At 73.3% G+C, this 18,212-nt stretch carries 16 protein-coding genes and 1 pseudogene; 10 read left to right on the top strand and 7 right to left on the bottom strand.

Annotated elements, in window-relative coordinates; translation table 11 throughout:
• Positions 1–7: 7 nt before the first annotated feature.
• Entirely contained in the window at positions 8–1,144 is a 1,137-nt protein-coding gene (locus AC5L3Z_RS02880; protein WP_494839230.1) for a carboxylate-amine ligase, read from the bottom strand.
• 182 nt (positions 1,145–1,326) lie between these two features.
• Between AC5L3Z_RS02880 and AC5L3Z_RS02885 the strand changes: the two genes are divergently transcribed.
• The 5 genes from AC5L3Z_RS02885 to AC5L3Z_RS02905 all read left to right on the top strand — a co-directional run bounded on the left by AC5L3Z_RS02885 (position 1,327) and on the right by AC5L3Z_RS02905 (position 7,166).
• Positions 1,327–1,638, top strand: coding sequence for a DUF6412 domain-containing protein (locus tag AC5L3Z_RS02885; protein ID WP_494839231.1), 312 nt, complete (start codon positions 1,327–1,329; stop codon positions 1,636–1,638).
• A gap of 88 nt (positions 1,639–1,726) precedes the next feature.
• Positions 1,727–2,482, top strand: a complete 756-nt coding sequence (locus AC5L3Z_RS02890; protein WP_494839233.1) for a YidC/Oxa1 family membrane protein insertase — start codon at positions 1,727–1,729, stop codon at positions 2,480–2,482.
• A gap of 51 nt (positions 2,483–2,533) precedes the next feature.
• Positions 2,534–3,955 carry a carbohydrate-binding protein gene (locus AC5L3Z_RS02895; protein WP_494839235.1) on the top strand — a complete coding sequence of 474 codons (1,422 nt, stop codon included), beginning with the start codon at positions 2,534–2,536 and terminating at the stop codon, positions 3,953–3,955.
• A gap of 138 nt (positions 3,956–4,093) precedes the next feature.
• On the top strand, positions 4,094–5,479 hold the full coding sequence (locus AC5L3Z_RS02900; protein WP_494839236.1) for a chitinase: 1,386 nt from the start codon (positions 4,094–4,096) through the stop codon (positions 5,477–5,479).
• 145 nt (positions 5,480–5,624) lie between these two features.
• Positions 5,625–7,166, top strand: coding sequence for a cellulose binding domain-containing protein (locus AC5L3Z_RS02905; protein ID WP_494839238.1), 1,542 nt, complete (start codon positions 5,625–5,627; stop codon positions 7,164–7,166).
• Positions 7,167–7,181: 15 nt separating this feature from the next.
• Here AC5L3Z_RS02905 and AC5L3Z_RS02910 read toward each other — a convergent pair whose 3' ends face one another.
• Both AC5L3Z_RS02910 and AC5L3Z_RS02915 read right to left on the bottom strand, forming a co-directional pair.
• Positions 7,182–7,853 carry a DedA family protein gene (locus AC5L3Z_RS02910; RefSeq protein ID WP_494839240.1) on the bottom strand — a complete coding sequence of 224 codons (672 nt, stop codon included), beginning with the start codon at positions 7,851–7,853 and terminating at the stop codon, positions 7,182–7,184.
• A gap of 92 nt (positions 7,854–7,945) precedes the next feature.
• Positions 7,946–8,560 carry a DUF1349 domain-containing protein gene (locus AC5L3Z_RS02915; protein WP_494839242.1) on the bottom strand — a complete coding sequence of 205 codons (615 nt, stop codon included), beginning with the start codon at positions 8,558–8,560 and terminating at the stop codon, positions 7,946–7,948.
• A 93-nt stretch (positions 8,561–8,653) separates the two neighbouring features.
• Between AC5L3Z_RS02915 and AC5L3Z_RS02920 the strand changes: the two genes are divergently transcribed.
• Positions 8,654–10,297, top strand: coding sequence for an alpha-amylase family protein (locus tag AC5L3Z_RS02920; RefSeq protein ID WP_494839244.1), 1,644 nt, complete (start codon positions 8,654–8,656; stop codon positions 10,295–10,297).
• 107 nt (positions 10,298–10,404) lie between these two features.
• On the top strand, positions 10,405–11,163 hold the full coding sequence (gene fabG / locus AC5L3Z_RS02925) for a 3-oxoacyl-ACP reductase FabG (protein WP_494839246.1): 759 nt from the start codon (positions 10,405–10,407) through the stop codon (positions 11,161–11,163).
• Here fabG and AC5L3Z_RS02930 read toward each other — a convergent pair.
• Together AC5L3Z_RS02930 and AC5L3Z_RS02935 are read right to left on the bottom strand one after the other, a co-directional pair.
• Positions 11,136–11,620, bottom strand: a pseudogene (locus tag AC5L3Z_RS02930) (hypothetical protein). The gene fabG and the pseudogene AC5L3Z_RS02930 sit on opposite strands and share 28 nt — an antisense overlap.
• Positions 11,613–12,017 carry a hypothetical protein gene (locus tag AC5L3Z_RS02935; protein WP_494839248.1) on the bottom strand — a complete coding sequence of 135 codons (405 nt, stop codon included), beginning with the start codon at positions 12,015–12,017 and terminating at the stop codon, positions 11,613–11,615. The pseudogene AC5L3Z_RS02930 and the gene AC5L3Z_RS02935 overlap by 8 nt, the downstream one beginning before the upstream one ends.
• A gap of 159 nt (positions 12,018–12,176) precedes the next feature.
• Between AC5L3Z_RS02935 and AC5L3Z_RS02940 the strand changes: the two genes are divergently transcribed.
• Together AC5L3Z_RS02940 and erm are read left to right on the top strand one after the other, a co-directional pair.
• Positions 12,177–13,076: a Gfo/Idh/MocA family protein gene (locus AC5L3Z_RS02940; protein ID WP_494839249.1), complete on the top strand. Its 900-nt coding sequence runs from the start codon at positions 12,177–12,179 to the stop codon at positions 13,074–13,076.
• A 552-nt stretch (positions 13,077–13,628) separates the two neighbouring features.
• Positions 13,629–14,438, top strand: a complete 810-nt coding sequence (erm, locus tag AC5L3Z_RS02945; protein ID WP_494839251.1) for an ErmE/ErmH/ErmO/ErmR family 23S rRNA (adenine(2058)-N(6))-methyltransferase — start codon at positions 13,629–13,631, stop codon at positions 14,436–14,438.
• A 12-nt stretch (positions 14,439–14,450) separates the two neighbouring features.
• Here erm and AC5L3Z_RS02950 read toward each other — a convergent pair whose 3' ends face one another.
• Positions 14,451–14,642, bottom strand: coding sequence for a DUF2795 domain-containing protein (locus tag AC5L3Z_RS02950; RefSeq protein WP_334533348.1), 192 nt, complete (start codon positions 14,640–14,642; stop codon positions 14,451–14,453).
• Between the two features lie 82 nt (positions 14,643–14,724).
• On the opposite strand from AC5L3Z_RS02950, the gene AC5L3Z_RS02955 reads away from it, so the two are divergent.
• Positions 14,725–15,981 carry an erythromycin esterase family protein gene (locus tag AC5L3Z_RS02955; RefSeq protein WP_494839253.1) on the top strand — a complete coding sequence of 419 codons (1,257 nt, stop codon included), beginning with the start codon at positions 14,725–14,727 and terminating at the stop codon, positions 15,979–15,981.
• Positions 15,982–16,028: 47 nt separating this feature from the next.
• On the opposite strand, the gene AC5L3Z_RS02960 is transcribed toward AC5L3Z_RS02955, so the two are convergent.
• On the bottom strand, positions 16,029–18,203 hold the full coding sequence (locus AC5L3Z_RS02960; protein ID WP_494839255.1) for an MMPL family transporter: 2,175 nt from the start codon (positions 18,201–18,203) through the stop codon (positions 16,029–16,031).
• Positions 18,204–18,212: the final 9 nt, after the last annotated feature.

Consider the following 18,212-nt stretch of genomic DNA (forward strand, 5'->3'; position numbering starts at 1 on the left):
GTGCGGATCAGCCGCGGGTCTGTCGCGCCACGTCGGCCACCACATCCTGCAGCCGGCCGGTGCGCGCGAAGACGGCCCGCTGCCGGGCGGCCCCGGAGCCGTGCCGGCGCAGCCCGCCGAGCAGGTCGGTCACCTCGTCGAGGTCGCCGTGCTCCGCCAGCGCCGGACGGACCTGGTCCACCATCCGATCCAGCAGCTCCCAGGCCGGCCGCAGCTCACCGTTGGTGAAGTCGACGCCCTCGCCCTCCAGCCCGTCGTGGGCGGCCCGCCAGTGGGCGGCGACCAGCAGGTGGTGGTCGGTGTTCACCGCCGGGCGACCGGCGGCGATGTCCGTCATCGCGGTCGCCACGAGGGCCCGCACCAGGGCGGCGACCAGCACCGAGTCGTCCACCGACGGGCAGACGTCGCCGATCCGGAGCTCCACCGTCGGGTACTTCGCCGACAGCCGGGCGTACCAGTAGAGCATTCCCTCGTCGAGCATCACGCCGGTGGCGATCAGCTGTCGGATGAGCCGCTGGTAGTGCTCGTGCGACTCCAGCCAGGGGGTCGGCGCCACCGACGGCCAGTGCTCCCACTCGACCGAGCGCCAGCTCGCGTAGCCGGTGTCCGCGCCCCGGGCGAAGGGCGAGTTGGTGGTGACCGCCTGCAACACCGGCAGCCAGGGCCGGACGTGGTTGAGCACCTGCACGCCGGTCTCCGGGTCGGGGACGCCGACGTGGACGTGCATGCCGTTGTTGCCGGGGCCGGGCACCAGCAGCCGGAACCGCTCGATCATCCGGTCGAAGCGGGGCTTGTCGACCACCGGCGGGACCGGGCCCTCCACCGGGCCGGTGCCGATGGCCAGCAGCCGTACGCCGGCCCGCTCGGCGGCGTCGGCGAGCGCGGCGCGCAGCATGCCCAGCGAGTGCCGGATCGAGCTCAGCTCCAGGCCCGGTGGGCTGCCGATCTCGATCTGGCTGGTCTGGAACTCCCGCTCCACCTGGCCGCGCAGCTCGGCGGGCACCTGCTCCATCACCAGGTCCACGGCGGGCACCGCGGCCCCGGTGTGCGGGTCGACGAGAAGGAACTCCTCCTCCACGCCGACGGTGAGCAGGTCGGTGCCCTCCGGCGTCCGCGCCGTCGCCTCCACCGCCTGGCTGGCCATCGCCATCACCGTCCGTTCCGTACCGGTCGCAGCGCTGCGCCGCAACGTCGACCGGCCATTACCCAGGGTGGTGGGCCGGGAAAACGCCGCACCGCGTGTCGCCCCCCGGCGTGCCGCGCCCGTCGAGGTGTCCGCAGCGTGAACCGGGGCTCGCGCTTGCCGCCCGGTTCTAGGCTGGGGCCGTGCCGGGTCTGCTGGTGGCGGTGACGGGTCTGTGGGCGTACGCGCTCACCGAGCTGACGCTGCTCGGCCAGGGCCCGGTCGAACTCCTCGCGGGCGCGGCGGTGGTGGCCGCGCTGCTGCTCGCGGCGCTGCTGGCGGCTCGGCCCAGGCCGGCCGAGCGACCGGCCCGGGGTGGACGGTGGGGCCTCGGTCTGCGGGAGCGGGCCCGACGCCGGCGGGTGCCCCGGCAGGTCGACCCGGACGCGGCGGGCCGGCCCCGACCGCGGGCGCCGGGTTGGGGCCCGCCGGCCGGGCGCCCGGTCGCGGTCTGACTCCGCGCCGCCGTCCGCCGGTTCCGTCGTCATCCGTCCCGGCGGGGCGCCGCCCCGGGGACGTCCGATCGGACCGAGGGGTTCACCCATGCTCGCCTTCGCACCGTTGCACGACGCGGTCGGCGCCGCCGGCGCCGCCGTCACCTGGCTCTCCGACCTGCTCGCCCCGCTGACCGGCGGGGCGGCGACCGCCGCCGCCATCGTCCTGTTCACCATCGGCGTCCGCCTGCTGATCTCACCGCTGACCATGGCGCAGATCCGCGGGGAGCGGCGCCGTGCGGCGCTCGCTCCCGAGGTCCGCGACCTCCAGCGGCGGTACGCCGACGACCCGGCCCGGTTGCAGTCGGAGCTGTTCGGGCTCTACCGCCGCGCCGGCGCGTCCCCGGTCGCCGGCTGCCTGCCGGCGCTGCTCCAGGCGCCGTTCTTCCTCGTCATGTACCGGCTCTTCGCCACCGGGGAGGGCGGCGCCGGGCTGCTCGACGAGCGGCTGGCCGGGGTGCCGCTGGGCTGGCACCTCGGCGACGGCCTCTCCGGCCCGGTGGCGCTGGTGTTCGGTCTGCTGCTGGCGGCGCTGACCGGCCTGGCCTGGGCGCAGTCGAGGCGGGCGCGGCGGCTTGCGGCGGCCACCGGGACGGTGGCGGGCGCGCCGGCCGAGGGGCCGGGCGCGGCCACCCTGGGCCGGATCGTCCCGCTGCTGCCGTACGGGACCGTGCTGGTGGCGCTGGTGGTGCCGCTGGCGGCGGTGGTCTACCTGGTGACCACGACGGCGTGGACGGTGGGCGAGCAGCTGGTGCTACGCCGAGGGCCATCGACAAACGTTGACATCTCGCGGGGAGGGGCGTAGAAAGCGCTCTCAGAGAGCGCTCTCTCACCGTCCCCGCAGAGAGGCATCCCGATGGAACCTGCCCCGGCGGCCCGCACCGCCCCACCCCCACTCCGCCCCCGCCGTTCCCGCCGGCGACTCGCGCTGGCGGTCGCCCTCGCCGCGACCACCACCGCGCTGGCCGGCCTGACCGTGACCGCCCACGCCGCCGTCCCGTCGCCGCCGTCCGGCTGGTCTCTGATGTGGAGCGACGACTTCACCGGCGCGGCCGGCACACTGCCGTCCGCCGCCAACTGGATCATCGACACCGGCACCAGCTATCCGGGCGGTCCGCCCAACTGGGGCACCGGCGAGATCCAGACGTACACCGCCAGCACCGCCAACGTCGGCCACGACGGCGCCGGCAACCTGCGGATCACCCCGCTGAGGGACTCCGCCGGCCGATGGACCTCGGCCCGGATCGAGACCGTCCGCGCCGACTTCAAGCCCCCGGCCGGCGGGATCGTCGCCATCGAGGGACGGATCCAGATGCCGAACGTCACCGGCGCGCAGGCGGCCGGCTACTGGCCGGCCTTCTGGGCTCTCGGCTCGCCGTACCGCGGCAACTACCAGAACTGGCCGGGCATCGGCGAGTTCGACGTGATGGAGAACGTCAACGGCCTGAACCAGGTCTGGGGGGTGCTGCACTGCGGGTACGCCCCGGGCGGCCCCTGCAACGAGTTCAGCGGGCTCGGCAACAGCCGGCCCTGCCCCGGCAGCACCTGCCAGTCGGCGTTCCACACCTACCGCTTCGAGTGGGACGCCTCGGTCAGCCCGCAGCAACTGCGCTGGTACGTCGACGGGCAGCTCTACCACACCGTCGGTCAGGGCCAGGTCGGTGAGCCGTACTGGACCCAGATGACCGGGCACGCCGGCTACTTCCTGCTGCTCAACGTGGCGATGGGCGGGTCGTTCCCGAACGGCGTGGCCGGGCACGCCACCCCGACCGCCTCGACCGTCCCCGGTCGGCCGATGCTGGTCGACTACGTGGCGGTCTACCGCCGGGGGACGTCCACCCCGCCGCCAACCACCCCGCCGCCCTCCGGCGTGGTCGACGCGTACGGGACCATCCAGGCCGAGGCGTTCAGCGCGCAGAACGGGGTGATCGTCGAGGCCTGCGCCGAGGGCGGGCAGAACATCGGCGCGCTGCGCAACGGCGACTGGGTCCGGTACGACAACGTCGACTTCGGCGCCACGCCGCCGCGCGACTTCGTGGCCCGGGTGGCCTCGGGCGCGTCCGCCGGGGTGAGCGGCCTGGTCGAGGTACGTCTCGACAGCCCGACCAATCCACCGATCGGCAGCTTCGCGCTCGCCAACACGGGTGGCTGGCAGAGCTGGCGCTCGGTGCCGGGCAACGTCGCCACGGCGACCGGTCGGCGCACGGTCTACCTCACCTTCACCAGCGGCCAGCCGGCCGACTTCGTCAACGTCAACTGGTTCACCTTCCGGCGCTGACCCGCCGCGGTCCCGGCCCGCGTCGCCCACGGCGGCGCGGGCCGATCCGTACCGCAGCTCTGGACAGAAACAGTTAACAGTCTTAATAATAGGCGCAGACGTCGACACCCATGGATAAGTACCAGCTCGGAGGGTCCCGTGACGCGTTCCAGAACATCGCTCCTGTCCCTGGTCACCGCGCTGGCGGCGACCCTCGGCGCGGCCTGGGTGGCGCTGCCGGCGTACGCGGCCGGGGCCACCGCCGGCTTCACCAGGACCGCCGACTGGCAGACCGGCTGGGAGGGGAAGTACACGATCACCAACGGCGGCGGGTCGACCATCACCGGCTGGACCCTCTCCTTCGACCTGCCCGCCGGCACCACCCTGGGCACCTACTGGGACGCCCTGCTCACCAGCTCGGGCCAGCGGCACACCTTCACCAACCGGTCCTGGAACGGCAGCGTCGCCCCCGGCGCGTCGGTCTCCTTCGGCTTCCTCGCCAGCGGCTCCGGCCTGCCCACCAACTGCCTGCTCAACGGCGCCCCGTGCGGCGGCGGCCCCGGCACGCCGAGCCCGACCCCCACCACCCCGACGCCGACCCCCACCAACCCCTCGCCGACGCCCACCCCGCCGCCGCCCACCGGCGGGCTGCCGAAGCACCTGCTCACCGGCTACTGGCACAACTTCGACAACCCCGCCGTCGAGCTGCGGCTGCGCGACGTGCCGGCCGAGTACGACATCGTCGCGGTCGCCTTCGGCGACGCCACCGCCACCCCCGGCGCGGTCGCCTTCGCCGTCGACCCGGGCCTGTCGGCCGCGCTCGGCGGCTACACCGACGCGCAGTTCACCGCCGACGTGCAGACCCTGCGCTCGCGCGGCCAGAAGGTGATCCTCTCCGTCGGCGGCGAGACCGGCCGGGTCGCGGTCAACGACGCCGCCTCCGCCACCGCGTTCGCCGACACCACCCACGCGCTGATCCAGCGGTACGGCTTCGACGGCGTCGACATCGACCTGGAGAACGGGCTCAACCCGACGTACATGGCGCAGGCGCTGCGTGCCCTGCGGGCGAAGGTGGGCGCCGGGTTGATCATCACGATGGCCCCGCAGACCATCGACATGCAGTCACCGGCCGGCGGCTACTTCAAGCTGGCGCTGGATATCAAGGACATCCTCACCGTCGTCAACACCCAGTTCTACAACTCCGGAGCGATGCTCGGCTGCGACCAGAACGCCGCGTACGCCCAGGGCACGGTGAACTTCATCGTCGCCCTGGCCTGCATCCAGCTGGAGGCCGGGCTCCGGCCCGACCAGGTCGGCCTGGGCCTGCCCGCCGGGCCGGGCGCGGCCGGCGGCGGCATCGTCGCCCCCAGCGTGGTCAACGCCGCCCTGGACTGCCTGGCCCGGGGCACCAACTGCGGCAGCTTCCGGCCGCCGCGCACCTACCCGGGCATCCGGGGCGCGATGACCTGGTCGGTGAACTGGGACGTCAGCAACGGCAACGCCTTCGCCCGCACGGTCAAGCCGCACCTGGCCACCCTGCCCTGACCCGCGCGGCCGGCCCGCCACCCCCGCGGGCCGGCCCCTCCCGCGCCACCGACCCGCCCGCGCGGGCCGGCGATCCCGCCCACCCGCCGGGCGGAACCCCCACCACAGGTCCCTGGAGGCCACCGTGAAACTCCGCTCCCCACGCGTGGCGACGTTCGCCGTCGCGCTCGCCGCCGCCCTGGTCGCGGCCACCGTCGTGGCCCCAGCGGCCGCGTCCGCCGCCACCGCCGCCTTCGTCCGCACCGCCAGCTGGGGCAGCGGGTACGAGGCGAAGTTCACCGTCACCAACGACAGCCCGGCCAGCATCAGCTCGTGGAACGTGCAGTTCGACCTGCCCGCCGGCAGCTCGCTCGGCACCTTCTGGGACGCCCGGCTGACCACCTCCGGCCAGCACGTCACCGCGGTCAACCAGTCCTGGAACGGCACCCTCGCCCCGGGCGCCAGCACCTCGTTCGGTTTCGTGGTCAGCGGCACCGGCGACCCGATCAACTGCACGGTCAACGGCGGCGCCTGCACCGGCGGAGGCGGCGGCGACCCGTCCGCCCCGGCGACCCCCGGCGGCCTGCGGGTCACCGGCACCACCGCCTCCTCGATCGCCCTGGCGTGGAACGCCGTCGGCGGCACGGTCACCGGCTACCGGGTGTACGAGGGCTCGACCGTCCGGGCCACCCTCACCGGCACCGCCACCACCATCAGCGGGCTGGCCGCCTGCTCCGGGCACAGCTACACGGTGGCCGCGTACAACTCCTCCGGTGAGTCGGCGAAGTCCGCGCCGGTCTCCGCCAGCACCACCGGCTGCACCGGTGGCACCGCCCCGATGGCCGCCGCCCCCTACCTCTACCCCGGCTGGGGCGACCCGCCCGCGCCGTCGACCGTCATGTCGGCGACCGGGATCAAGTGGTTCACCATCGCGTTCGTCCTCTCCGGCGGCGGCTGCACCCCGGCCTGGGACGGCGGCGGCCCGCTCACCGGCGGCGTGCACGCCAACACCATCGCCGCGATCCGGGCCGCCGGCGGTGACGTCATCCCGTCCATCGGCGGGTGGAGCGGCAACAAGCTCGGCCCGAACTGCTCCTCGGCCGCCGCGCTCGCCGGGGCGTACCAACAGGTGATCAACGCGTTCGGGCTGAAGGCGATTGACATCGACATCGAGAACAGCGACGAGTTCGAGAACGAGGTGGTGCAGGACCGGATCCTCGGCGCGCTGAAGATCGTCAAGCAGAACAACCCGGGGATCAAGACCATCATCACCTTCGGCACCTCGACCACCGGGCCGAACTACTGGGGCACCCGCCTGATCAACCAGGCCGCCGCGCTCGGTGCGAACATCGACACCTTCACCATCATGCCGTTCGACTTCGGCGGCGGCGCGAACATGTACCAGAGCACGGTCAACGCGGCCGAGGGGCTGAAGAACACGCTGAAGACCGCCTTCGGCTGGTCGGACGCCACCGCGTACGCGCACATGGGCATCTCCGGCATGAACGGCCTGTCGGACCAGCAGGAGCTGACGTCGCCGGCCACCTGGACGCAGATCCGCGACTGGGCGAAGGCCCGCGGCCTGTCCCGGTTCACCTTCTGGTCGGTCAACCGGGACCGCCCCTGCCCGGGCGGCGGCGTGGTCTCGCACTGCTCCGGCATCGCCCAGAACACCTGGGAGTACACCTCGATCACCGCGAAGTACTGAGCGACGGCGTCGCGGTCAGCGACCGGCGGTCACCGACTGCCGGTCGCGCCGCGCCCGCCGCTTGCGGACCTTCTTGGTCACCCAGGTGGCGATCATGACGGCGAAGACGGCGAAGATCGCGTAGTTGAACCAGCTGCTGTACCGGTCCACGTCCTCCCAGCGTGACCCGAGCGCGAAACCCAACCCCACGATCAGGGTGTTCCACACCCCGCTGCCCAGCGTGGTCAACAGGACGAACTCGCCCATCGGCATCCGGTTCGCCCCGGCCGGGACCGACACCAGGCTGCGCACCACCGGCACCACCCGGCCGATCAGCACCGCCCACCGGCCGTACCGCTCGAACCACCGGTCGGCCTTCTCCAGGTCGTCGGAGTCCACCAGCGGGAGGTGGTCCAGCCAGCGCTTCAACCGCTCCTCGCCGAGCGCCGCGCCGAGCCAGTAGAGCACCAGCGCGCCCAGCAGCGAGCCCGCCGTCGCGGCCAGCACGATCACCACCAGATGGAACCGGCCCTCGCTGGCCAGGTAGCCGGCCATCGCCAGCACCACCTCGCTGGGGATCGGCGGGACGATGCTCTCCAGGGCCACCAGCAGCGCCACCCCGACCGCGCCGAACGAGTCGATGACAGTCGCCACCCACCCGGTCAGCCCGGTGAACTGGTTCGGGTCGACGTTCTGGGCGAGAGCCATGGGCGTCCTTCCGAGAGTTGCCGGATCGGACGGTGGTACCCGCGTCCCGGCCCCTCACACCTGCCGGTGACCCGACCCACTCCGCGGTGCGGTCAGGTCGAGGGGTGCAGCTCCCGGTCGGCGGGCCCCTGACGCCACCCGGTGAAGCGGACGGTCAGCCCGGCCCGCATCGGCGAGCAGCAGAACGGCCCGGCCGTGGCCTCGGCCGCCGGGTCCAGCGGGGCGAGCCGGACCAGCCGCCACGGCTCGTCGTCCACCCGGGCCCGGACGGTCAACGCGTCCCCGGCCCGGCTGACCCGGACGGTCACCTCCCGCCCCGCCCACTCCGGCACCGGCGCCAGCGACCAGTCCGAGAACTCCCGGGTCACCACCGCACCGAGCTGGAGCTCACCGTCGCTCAGCTCGACGCCGGTCTTCACCCAGGTGCGCTCGTCCACCCGGACCAGCGCGCCGGCCTGGTCGAACTGTCCGGTGAGGTCGAGGGCGAAGCTCACCTCCATGGCACTGCCGACCGGCAGCGGCGCGAGCAGGGCCGGCCCGTTGTCGTGCACGAAGCCGTAGCTGGTCCGCCGCCAGAAGTCGCTCTCCGCGGCCGGCTCGACCACCAGCTCGCCCGCCGGGCCGTGTTCGGCGCGCACCGGTGGGTGCAGCCAGGCGCCCCGGGCCCAGTCCAACGGTTCGCTCGGCGGTACCGGTCCGGTCTCCATGATCGGAACGGTACCGGTCGGAGCGGGACCGCGAGGCCCGACCGCGTGCCGGCCGGGTTTGCCGCGGTGATGGATCGGAGAAGTTCATCCGGCATGGGTGACAGGTGGTACTCCGAGGCCGTCGTCTACTGCCTCGACATCGACACGTACGCGGACTCCGACGGCGACGGGGTCGGTGACATCAGAGGGCTGATCGGCCGGTTGGACTACCTGGCCCGGTTGGGGGTGACCTGCCTCTGGCTGCACCCGATCCACCCGTCGCCCAACCGGGACGACGGCTACGACGCCACGGACTTCTACAACGTGGACCCCCGCTTCGGCACCCTAGGCGACTTCGCCGAGCTGCTGCACCAGGCGCAGAACCGGGGCATCCGGGTGATCATCGACCTGGTGGTCAACCACACCTCGGACGAGCACCCCTGGTTCCAGTCGGCCCGCTCCTCGCCCGACTCGCCGTACCGGGACTGGTACGTCTGGTCCGACACCGAGCCGGACGACCGGCGCCAGGGCATGGTCTTCCCGGGCGAGCAGAACGAGACCTGGAGCTACGACCGGACCGCCAAGGCGTGGTTCTACCACCGGTTCTACAAGTTCCAGCCGGACCTCAACTTCGCCAACCCGAAGGTCCGCGCCGAGATCAAGAAGGTCATGTCGTTCTGGCTCCAGCTCGGCGTCTCCGGTTTCCGGATGGACGCGGTGCCGTTCATCATCGAGCTGACCGAGCCGGGCAACCCGAACTCGCCCAAGGACTTCGAGTTCCTCACCGAGATGCGCCAGCACGTGCAGTGGCGGCGCGGCGACGCGGTCCTGCTGGCCGAGGCGAACGTCGAGCCCGACCAGTTGCCGATGTTCTTCGGTGACGGCGGCGGCTCCGGCAACCGGATCCACATGCTCTTCGACTTCATGCTCAACGGTCGGCTCATGCTGGCCCTGGCCCGGCAGGACCCGGAGCCGGTGATCGAGGCGCTGCGGGACACCCCGTTGCTGCCCGTCGGTGGCCAGTGGGCCACCTTCCTGCGCAACCACGACGAGATCGACCTCTCCCGGCTCACCGCCGAACAGCGCAACCAGGTGTACGCGGAGTTCGGTCCGGACGAGGACATGCGCATCTACGACCGGGGCATCCGGCGGCGGCTGGCGCCGATGCTCGGCAACGACCGGCGGCGCGTCGAGCTGGCGTACGCGTTGCAGTTCTCGCTGCGCGGCACGCCGGTGCTGCGGTACGGCGAGGAGATCGGGATGGGGGAGGACCTGTCGCTGCCCGGCCGGGAGGCGATCCGCACCCCGATGCAGTGGTCGTACAAGGAGAACGCCGGGTTCTCCACCGCCGACCCGGAGAAGCTCGTCCGGCCGGTGATCGACAAGGGTGACTTCAGCTACCAGAAGGTCAACGTGACCGCCCAGCGTGGCGACCCCAAGTCGCTGCTGTCCTGGTTCGAGCGGATGATCGGGACCCTCCGGGAGGCGCCGGAGATCGGTTCCGGCTCCACCACCCACATCGACGTCTCCGTGCCGGCCGGGGTGCTGGCGCACCGCGCCGACGGCCCGACCGGGACGATGGTCTTCCTGCACAACCTGGGGACGGAGGACGTGGAGGTCGACCTGAGCAGCCTCGCCGCCGAGGCGGACCTGCCGACCGACGTCCTCGCTGACCGGGGGTACGGCGAGGTGGGCAAGCTCGACCGGCTCAAGCTGGCCGGCTACGGCTACCGGTGGATCCGGCTCTGCCGGGGCTGACCATCTGGTCGATCGAGTCGCGGGACGGCGCTCGTCTCCGGGCCTGCCGACCGGCGGTCGGCGGGGGTTAAGCTCCATCGATCGAGCCAAGTTACCCGGAGGTAATCATGTCGGAAGAGCCCCGCGTCGCCATCGTCACCGGAGCCGCGCGCGGTATCGGCGCGGCGACCGCCCGCCGGCTGGCCGCCGACGGCATGGCCGTCGCCGTGGTCGACATCGAGGAGTCGGCGACCAAGGAGACGGTGGACGCGATCGCCGGCGCCGGCGGCCGGGCCCTCGGCGTCGGTGCGGACGTGTCGGACCGGGCCCAGGTGGAGGCGGCGGTCGAGCGGGTCGCCGCCGAGCTGGGCGCACCGACCGTGCTGGTCAACAACGCCGGCGTGCTCCGCGACAACCTGCTGTTCAAGATGTCCGACGCGGACTGGGACACGGTCATGGGCGTGCACCTGCGGGGCGCGTTCCTGTTCAGCCAGGCCGCCCAGCAGCACATGGTCGAGCGGAAGTGGGGCCGGATCGTCAACCTCTCCAGCACCTCGGCGCTGGGCAACCGGGGCCAGGCGAACTACTCGGCGGCCAAGGCCGGGTTGCAGGGCTTCACCAAGACCCTCGCCATCGAGCTGGGCCCGTTCGGCGTGACGGTCAACGCGGTCGCCCCGGGCTTCATCGTCACCGACATGACCGCCGCGACCGCCGCCCGGATGAAGGTCGACTTCGAGGCGCTGCAACAGCACGCCGCCGCCGAGATCCCGGTCCGCCGCCCCGGCCGGCCCGAGGACGTCGCGCACACCATCTCGTTCCTGGCCAGCGAGGGCGCGTCCTTCGTCTCCGGCCAGGTCATCTACGTCGCCGGCGGCCCCAAGGACTGACCCGTCGCGTCCCGCCCGGCGCGCTGCCGGGCGGGACGCCTCAGGCGGTGTCGTGGCGGGTGCGCCAGAGCCAGAGCAGGCCGAGGACGGGCAGGACCAGCGGGATGTAGCCGTAGCCGCTGCCGAACTCCGACCAGACCGTCTCGTCCGGGAAGAGCTCCTCGTCGACCAGGCTGAGCACGCCCACCCCGACAACCCCGATCAGCTCCACGGAGCAGCAGGCGAGCGCGACGCGCCGGCCGGCGTGACCGGCCCGGGCCAGCCCCACCGCGGCCACGATGTAGATCGCCGCGGCCAGCCCGGAGAGCAGGTACGCCACCGGCGCCTCGTCGAACTTCGTGGCGAGCTGGAGCCCGGCCCGTGAGGTGGCGGCGATGGCGAAGAGCAGGTAGACGGCGATCAGCAGCCGCCCCGGCCCCTTGTTTGTGGTCCGTTCCGGCGTACCGGTCTCAACCACCGAGGACCTCCCAGGTCTGCTGGAGCCGGACCACCACCACCGGGGTGACCAAGCAGATCGCGCAGACGATCGCCGAACCCCAGCGGGTCGGTTCCATCTTCGCCAGCACCCAGGCCAGCGGCGGCAGGCAGACCAGCGTCACCAGGTAGCCGAAGAAGGCGCCGGGCTCGCCCGGCCGCTCGCCGCCGCCGAGCGCGACCAGCGCCACCACGGCCAGCGCGAGCAGCGCCACCTCCAGGGCGGCCAGGCCGACGAACTGGAGCCGGTCCGGCGGCCGGTGGCGGACCGCCGCCACCAGGCTCCAGAGCGCGAGTACGAGCGACAGCACGATCGTCGCCGTCGCGAGGATGCCGTCCACCGGGGACCCGGCCGCGGCGGCGCTGGTCATCGGCGACATCCGATCGGAGTCTCGGTCACCGGCACAGCCTACTAAGCGTCGTAGTAATCCCCGGCGTCCCGGTCGGTCGGCCGCGTCGGCTGCACCCGCCGGGCCGGGCGACTAGCGTGGATCACGGCCACGGCACCACCGTGGCGGACGACGACTCCGGGGGTACTCGTGCTGCGGTTCGGCTTGTTCGGCACCGGTCACTGGGCGGCGGAGACGCACGCCGCCGCGATCGACGCGCACCCGCGCGCCGAGCTGGTCGGGGTCTGGGGGCGCAACGCGCAGCGGGCCGGCGAGCTGGCCGACCGGCACGGGGTGCCGGCGTTCGACGACGTCGACGCCCTGCTGGACGCCTGCGACGCGATCGCCGTGGCGCTCCCGCCGGACATCCAGGCCGACATCGCCGTCCGGGCCGCCATCGCCGGCCGGCACCTGCTGCTGGACAAGCCGCTCGCGCTCAGCCTCGCCGACGCCGACCGGGTGGTCGCCGCGGCCGGGAACGCCGGGGTGGCCTCGGTGGTCTTCTTCACCCAGCGGTTCCACCCGAACGTCACCGGCTTCCTCGCCGCCACCGCCGCGGCCGGCGGCTGGCAGCACGCGCGGGCGACCATGTTCGCCTCGATCTACCAGCCGGGCAACCCGTACGGCGACTCGCAGTGGCGGCGGGACCGGGGCGCGCTGTGGGACATCGGCCCGCACGCCCTGTCGCTGATCCTGCCGGTGCTCGGTCGGGTGAACCGGGTGGCGGCGATGGACGGGCCGAGCGGCCTGGTCCACCTGCTGCTGACGCACGACGGCGGCGCCACCAGCTCGCTCTCACTCACCCTGGACGCGCCGACCGAGGCGATGACCCGCGACTTCGTCTTCTTCGGCGAGAACGGCACCGAAACCGTCCCGCCCGGCGACGGCAGCGCGCTCGCGGCCTACGGCACCGCGATCGACCAGCTGCTGGAGGAGATCGACGCCGGCACCCGGGACCACCGCTGCGACGTGCGGTTCGGCCGGGAGGTGGTGGCGGTGCTGGCCGCCGCCGAGGCCGCCCGCGCCCAGGGCCGCACCGTCGAAGTCTGACCCCCGCGTCCGGCCCGCGGGCCGGGTTGGTGAGTGGGTGGACCCGGGTGTGTTCCTCCGGCTGGCTGTTGCCGGTTGAGCCTGATGACTCTGAGGTATCGGTATGCCTCAGAGTCATCACGCCCAACCAGACATGCGCTTCCCCCGTGGTCACGGGCGGAAAAGGTGTCGCGGGGTGGCCGGCGCGTGGCTAGCCTGGCGGCATGTTCACGCATGCCCTGATCGATGTGGCCGTCACGCCGGCCGCGCGGGGCCTCCTCCAGGTCGCCCGTCCGCGAGTCCGGCGTCCGGCCCTGGCCGGCCGGGACCTCCGGCGCGCCTGACCTGACCCGCGCACCGCAGCCGGCCGGCGACCGCCGCCGGCCGGTGCGCCGCGTCCACCACGGCACATCGCCGCTCGCCTGATCCGCGGATCCGTCCGCGCCTCAGGCGGCGGGCGTCGCGTCCCACGCCGAACTCCAGGGTCGTCCGAGTCCCGATCCGCTCGGACAGGCCCCGCCGTGCGCAGCCTGTCCGTACCGTCGCCGGCCGGCGACAGACAGGACGATCCCCGTGGCGCCCCGCCGACCCCGCACCACCGCACGCGACCGGTCCCGTCGCGTACTGTCCCAGAACTTCCTCACCGACCCGGCCGCCACCGCGCGGTTGGTCCGGGCGGCCCGCCCCGGCCCGGACGACCTGCTGCTGGAGGTGGGTGCCGGCCGGGGGCAGCTGACCCGGGCGCTCGCCGCCCGGTGCGGCCGGCTCGTCGCGTACGAGATCGACCCGGTGGTCGCCCCGGACCTGGCGGCCCTCTGCGCGCGGCTGCCCCGGGTGGAGCACCGGCAGGCCGACTTCCTGGCGGCGACGCCGCCGGCCGAACCCTTCTCGGTGGTCGGCAACATTCCCTGGTCGCTGACCGCCGCCGTGGTCCGGTGGTGTCTGGCCGCGCCCGGGCTGCGGGCGGCGACCCTGCTCACCCAACTGGAGTACGCGCGCAAACGCAGCGGTGACCACGGCCGGTGGAGCCGGCTCACCGTGCTCACCTGGCCGGAGCACCACTGGCGGCTGGCCGGTCGGGTGCCGCGCACCGCGTTCCGCCCGGTTCCCGGCGTCGACGGCGGCATCCTGCGGATCGACCGCCGGCCCGAACCGCTGCTGCCACCGGCGGCGCTGCCGGCGTATCGGAGGATGGTGGAGACCGGGTTCGGCGGAGTCGGCGGCTCGCTCGCGGCCTCGCTGTCGACGGCCCACCCGCGCGCCCGGGTCGACGGGGCGCTGCGGGCCGCGCGGCTCGACCCGGGCACGCCGGTCGGGCTGGTCTGGCCGGAGCAGTGGCTGGTGCTGTTCCGGCTGCTGCACGCCCGCGATCCGCGCCGGTGACGCGCCCGTGGATCAGGCGAGCGTGGCGAGCGCCTCGTTCAGCTCCGCCGGGTCGGCGAACTGTTCGGCGGGCAACGCCCGCAGCATCTGGAGCATCTCGGTGCTGGCCCCGTTCTCCTGACCCCAGCGGACCAGGTCCTCTCGGGAGACCGGATAGTCGAGCCCGGCCAGGTACTCCTGCAACTGCACCCCGGTGACCGTCATGCCCGCCGGCTACCCGTCCAGCCCGTCGGCACACCCCGATCCGCCCCGGTTTGCCCGGCGGGGTGGCCGGGTAGCCGCGCACATGCTGGTTCAGCGGCTCGGCGCGCCGAGCGACTTCGACCCCTTGCTGGAGCGCGTCCGGGACGCCCGGGTGGTCATGATCGGCGAGGCGACCCACGGCAGTCACGACTACTACCGGCTCCGCGAGCAGCTCACCCGCCGGCTCATCGCCGAGCAGGGCTTCTCGTTCGTGGCGGTGGAGGGGGACTGGCCCGACTGCGACCGGGTGAACCGCTCGGTCACCGGTGCGCCGGGTGGCGCCTCCGATCCACGGACCGCCCTGGAGGACTTCGCCCGCTGGCCCACCTGGATGTGGGCGAACGCCGAGGTGGACCGGTTCTGCCACTGGCTGCGGGCGTGGAACATGGCCCGGCCGGAGGGGGAGCGGGCCGGCTTCCACGGCCTGGACGTCTACAGCCTCTGGGAGTCCATGCAGGCCATCTTCGACTACCTCGGCGAGGAGGACCCGCGTTCGCTGGAGGCCGCGCAGGAGGCGTACAAGTGCTTCGAGCCGTACGGCAAGCGGGTCGAGGAGTACGGCGCCGCCGCCCGTTTCGTCTCCGCGCGTTGCGAGGAGGAGGTGGTGCGCCTGTTGGCGCGTACCCGGGAACACGCCGCGTCGGACGGCCCGGCGGCCTTCGCGGCCTGGCAGAACGCCGAGGTGGTGGCGGGCGCGGAGCGCTACTACCGGGCGATGGTGCGGGGCGGCCCGGAGTCGTGGAACGTCCGGGACACCCACATGGCGGACACCCTGGACCGGCTGCTGGCGGAGTACGGCCCGGACGCGCGGGGGATCGTGTGGGCGCACAACACCCACGTGGGCGACGCGCGGGCCACCGACATGGCCGCCGACGGGCTGGTCAACATCGGTCAGCTGGGCCGTGAGCGGCTCGGCCGGGACGACGTGGTGCTCGTCGGCATGGGCGGTCACCGGGGGACGGTCGTCGCCGCGCCGCGCTGGGGTTCCCCGGCGGAGTCGATGGTGGTGCCGCCGGCCCGGGAGGGCTCGGTCGAGCAGCGGCTGCACGAGCTGATGCCGGAGCGGGCGGTGCTGGTCTTCGGCGGGCCGGACCAGCCGGAGTGGGTGACCGGCACCGCCGACCACCGGGCGATCGGGGTGGTGTACGACCCGAGCTTCGAGTCCTGGGGCAACTACGTGCCGACCCGGCTCTGCGACCGCTACGACGCCTTCATCTGGTGCGACGAGACCACCGCTCTGCACCCGTTGTCCGCAGCCACCTCGCTCGGCGAGATGCAGACGTACCCGGCGGGGGTCTGACCGGGCCCCCTGCGGCGCGGTGGCGGCAGGGGGCCGGTCGTCCCGGCTCAGACCTTGGCGGGCTGCCGGTCGAGGTGGGCGCGCAGCCCCTCGCCCTCGATGTCCACGTTGGGCAGTGCCCGGTCGAGCCACCGGGGCAGCCACCAGGCCTTCGTGTTCAGCAGCGACATGACCGCGGGGACGATGGTCATCCGGACGACGAAGGCGTCGATGGCGACGCCGACGGCGAGCGCGAAGCCCATCGACTTGATCACCGGGTCGTCGAGGAAGACGAAGCCGCCGAAGACCGAGATCATGATCAGGGCGGCGGCGGTGACCACCCGGGCGCCGTGTCCCATCCCGTTGATGGTGGCCTGCCGGGCGGTGTCGCCGTGCACGAAGTCCTCCCGCATCCGGGAGACCAGGAAGACCTCGTAGTCCATGGCCAGGCCGAAGAGGATGCCGATCAGCAGGATGGGCAGGAAGCTGATCAGCGGTCCGGGGGTGTCCAGGCCGACCAGCTCGGCGAGGTGGCCCTGCTGGAACACCGCGACCGTGATGCCGAAGGTGGCCGCCACGGTGAGCAGGAAGCCCAGCGCCGCCTTCACCGGCACCAGGATCGACCGGAACACCAGCATCAGCAGCAGGATCGACAGTCCGACCACGAGGAGCAGGTAGACCGGCAGCGCGTCGGTGAGCTTCTCGGAGACGTCGATACCGATCGCGGTGACCCCGGTCAGCAGCACCTCGGCGTCGGCGATCCCGCCGACCTGGGCCCGGATGTCGTTGACCACCGTCTCGGTGGCCGCGTCGGTCGGCCCGGTCTTCGGGATGACACCGAGCAGCGCCGTCCGGCCCGTGGGGTCAACCTGCGGCGGGGCCACCGCCAGCACGTTCTCGGTGCGCTGGATCAGCGCGGTGACCTGGGGTACGGCGGCCGAGGTGGCCTGCGGCGAGTCGGCGGTGACGACGACCGCGAGCCGGCCGGTGAAGCCCGGCCCGAAGCCCTCGCGGATGAGGTCGTTGCTGACCCGCGCCGCGCTGCCCTCCGGGGCGGTGCCGGCGTCCGGCAGCGCCAGCCGCATGTCCTGGGCGGGGAGCGCGAGCAGGCCGAGACCGAGCAGGCCGGCCAGGATGACCGGCAGCCGGAAGCGGGTGGTCCACCGGGCCCAGCGGAACCCGAAGCCGGAGCGGTCCTCCGAGCCGGTGTCGTCGGACTCGACCGCCTCCCGTCCGCGCAGCTTGCGGGGGAGCACCCGGCGGCCGGCGAAGCCGAGCAGCGCCGGCTGGAGGGTGATCGCGACCAGCACGGCGACGGTGACGGTGCCGGCGGCGGCCAGACCCATCACGGTGAGGAACGGGATGTCGACCACGGCGAGGCCGGCCAGCGCGATGACCACGGTGGCGCCGGCGAATAGGACGGCGGAGCCGGCGGTGCCGACGGCCCGGCCGACGGCCTCCTCCGGGGACAGCCCGTCGAGCAGGTTCTGCCGGTGCCGGGAGGTGATGAAGAGCGAGTAGTCGATGCCGACGGCCAGGCCGAGCATCAGCGCCAGGATGGGCGCGGTGCTGGTCAGCTCGACCGCGCCGCTCAGCGCGAAGAGGCCGGCCATGCCGACGCCGACGCCGATCAGCGCGTTGAGCATGGTCATCCCGGCCGCGACCAGGGAGCCGAAGGTGACCATCAGGACGATCGCCGCGACCAGCACGCCGAGCGCCTCGGTGGAGCCGACCTCGGGCTCGGTGTTGAGCACCTCACCGCCGGGGGCGACCTGCCAGCCCGGCGCGGCCCGCGCGCCGACCTTCTCGTACGCCTCGCGCTGCTCGTCGGTGATTTCGTCGGCGCCGGTGGCGAACTGCACCTGCACCAGGGCGTACCGGCCGTCGGGGGAGAGGGCCTGCACCTGGAACGGGTCGACGGCGCCGACCACGCCGGGCAGCGTGGCCGCCTGCTGCACGATCCCCTTGACCACGGCCTGCCCCTCCGGGGTGGCCAGTTGGCCGGCCGCGGGGGCCTTGACCGCGATGGTGCCGGTGGCCCCGCTGGCCGCCGGGAACCGGTCGGCGAGCAGGTCGAGCGCGCGCTGCGACTCGGTGCCGGGCATGGTGAAGTTGCTGGCCGTGGGGCCGCGCAGGGTCGCCGCGGCGAAGCCGAGGCCGACGAGCACGACGAGCCACACGGCGACGACGAGTCGCCGGCGGCGCAACGAGGCCCGGCCGAGCCGGTACAGCAGGGTCGCCATCAGATCCTT

The sequence above is a fragment of the Micromonospora sp. LZ37 genome (genome assembly GCF_059359015.1).

Bases quoted from the DNA above. Each gene is read 5' to 3' on its own strand.
- AC5L3Z_RS02880 (WP_494839230.1), bottom strand. From the start codon at position 1,144: ATGGCCAGCCAGGCGGTGGAGGCGACGGCGCGGACGCCGGAGGGCACC.
- AC5L3Z_RS02890 (WP_494839233.1), top strand. From the start codon at position 1,727: ATGCTCGCCTTCGCACCGTTGCACGACGCGGTCGGCGCCGCCGGCGCC.
- AC5L3Z_RS02895 (WP_494839235.1), top strand. From the start codon at position 2,534: ATGGAACCTGCCCCGGCGGCCCGCACCGCCCCACCCCCACTCCGCCCC.
- AC5L3Z_RS02910 (WP_494839240.1), bottom strand. From the start codon at position 7,853: ATGGCTCTCGCCCAGAACGTCGACCCGAACCAGTTCACCGGGCTGACC.
- AC5L3Z_RS02915 (WP_494839242.1), bottom strand. From the start codon at position 8,560: ATGGAGACCGGACCGGTACCGCCGAGCGAACCGTTGGACTGGGCCCGG.
- AC5L3Z_RS02920 (WP_494839244.1), top strand. From the start codon at position 8,654: ATGGGTGACAGGTGGTACTCCGAGGCCGTCGTCTACTGCCTCGACATC.
- fabG (WP_494839246.1), top strand. From the start codon at position 10,405: ATGTCGGAAGAGCCCCGCGTCGCCATCGTCACCGGAGCCGCGCGCGGT.
- AC5L3Z_RS02935 (WP_494839248.1), bottom strand. From the start codon at position 12,017: ATGTCGCCGATGACCAGCGCCGCCGCGGCCGGGTCCCCGGTGGACGGC.
- AC5L3Z_RS02950 (WP_334533348.1), bottom strand. From the start codon at position 14,642: ATGACGGTCACCGGGGTGCAGTTGCAGGAGTACCTGGCCGGGCTCGAC.
- AC5L3Z_RS02955 (WP_494839253.1), top strand. From the start codon at position 14,725: ATGCTGGTTCAGCGGCTCGGCGCGCCGAGCGACTTCGACCCCTTGCTG.
- AC5L3Z_RS02960 (WP_494839255.1), bottom strand. From the start codon at position 18,203: ATGGCGACCCTGCTGTACCGGCTCGGCCGGGCCTCGTTGCGCCGCCGG.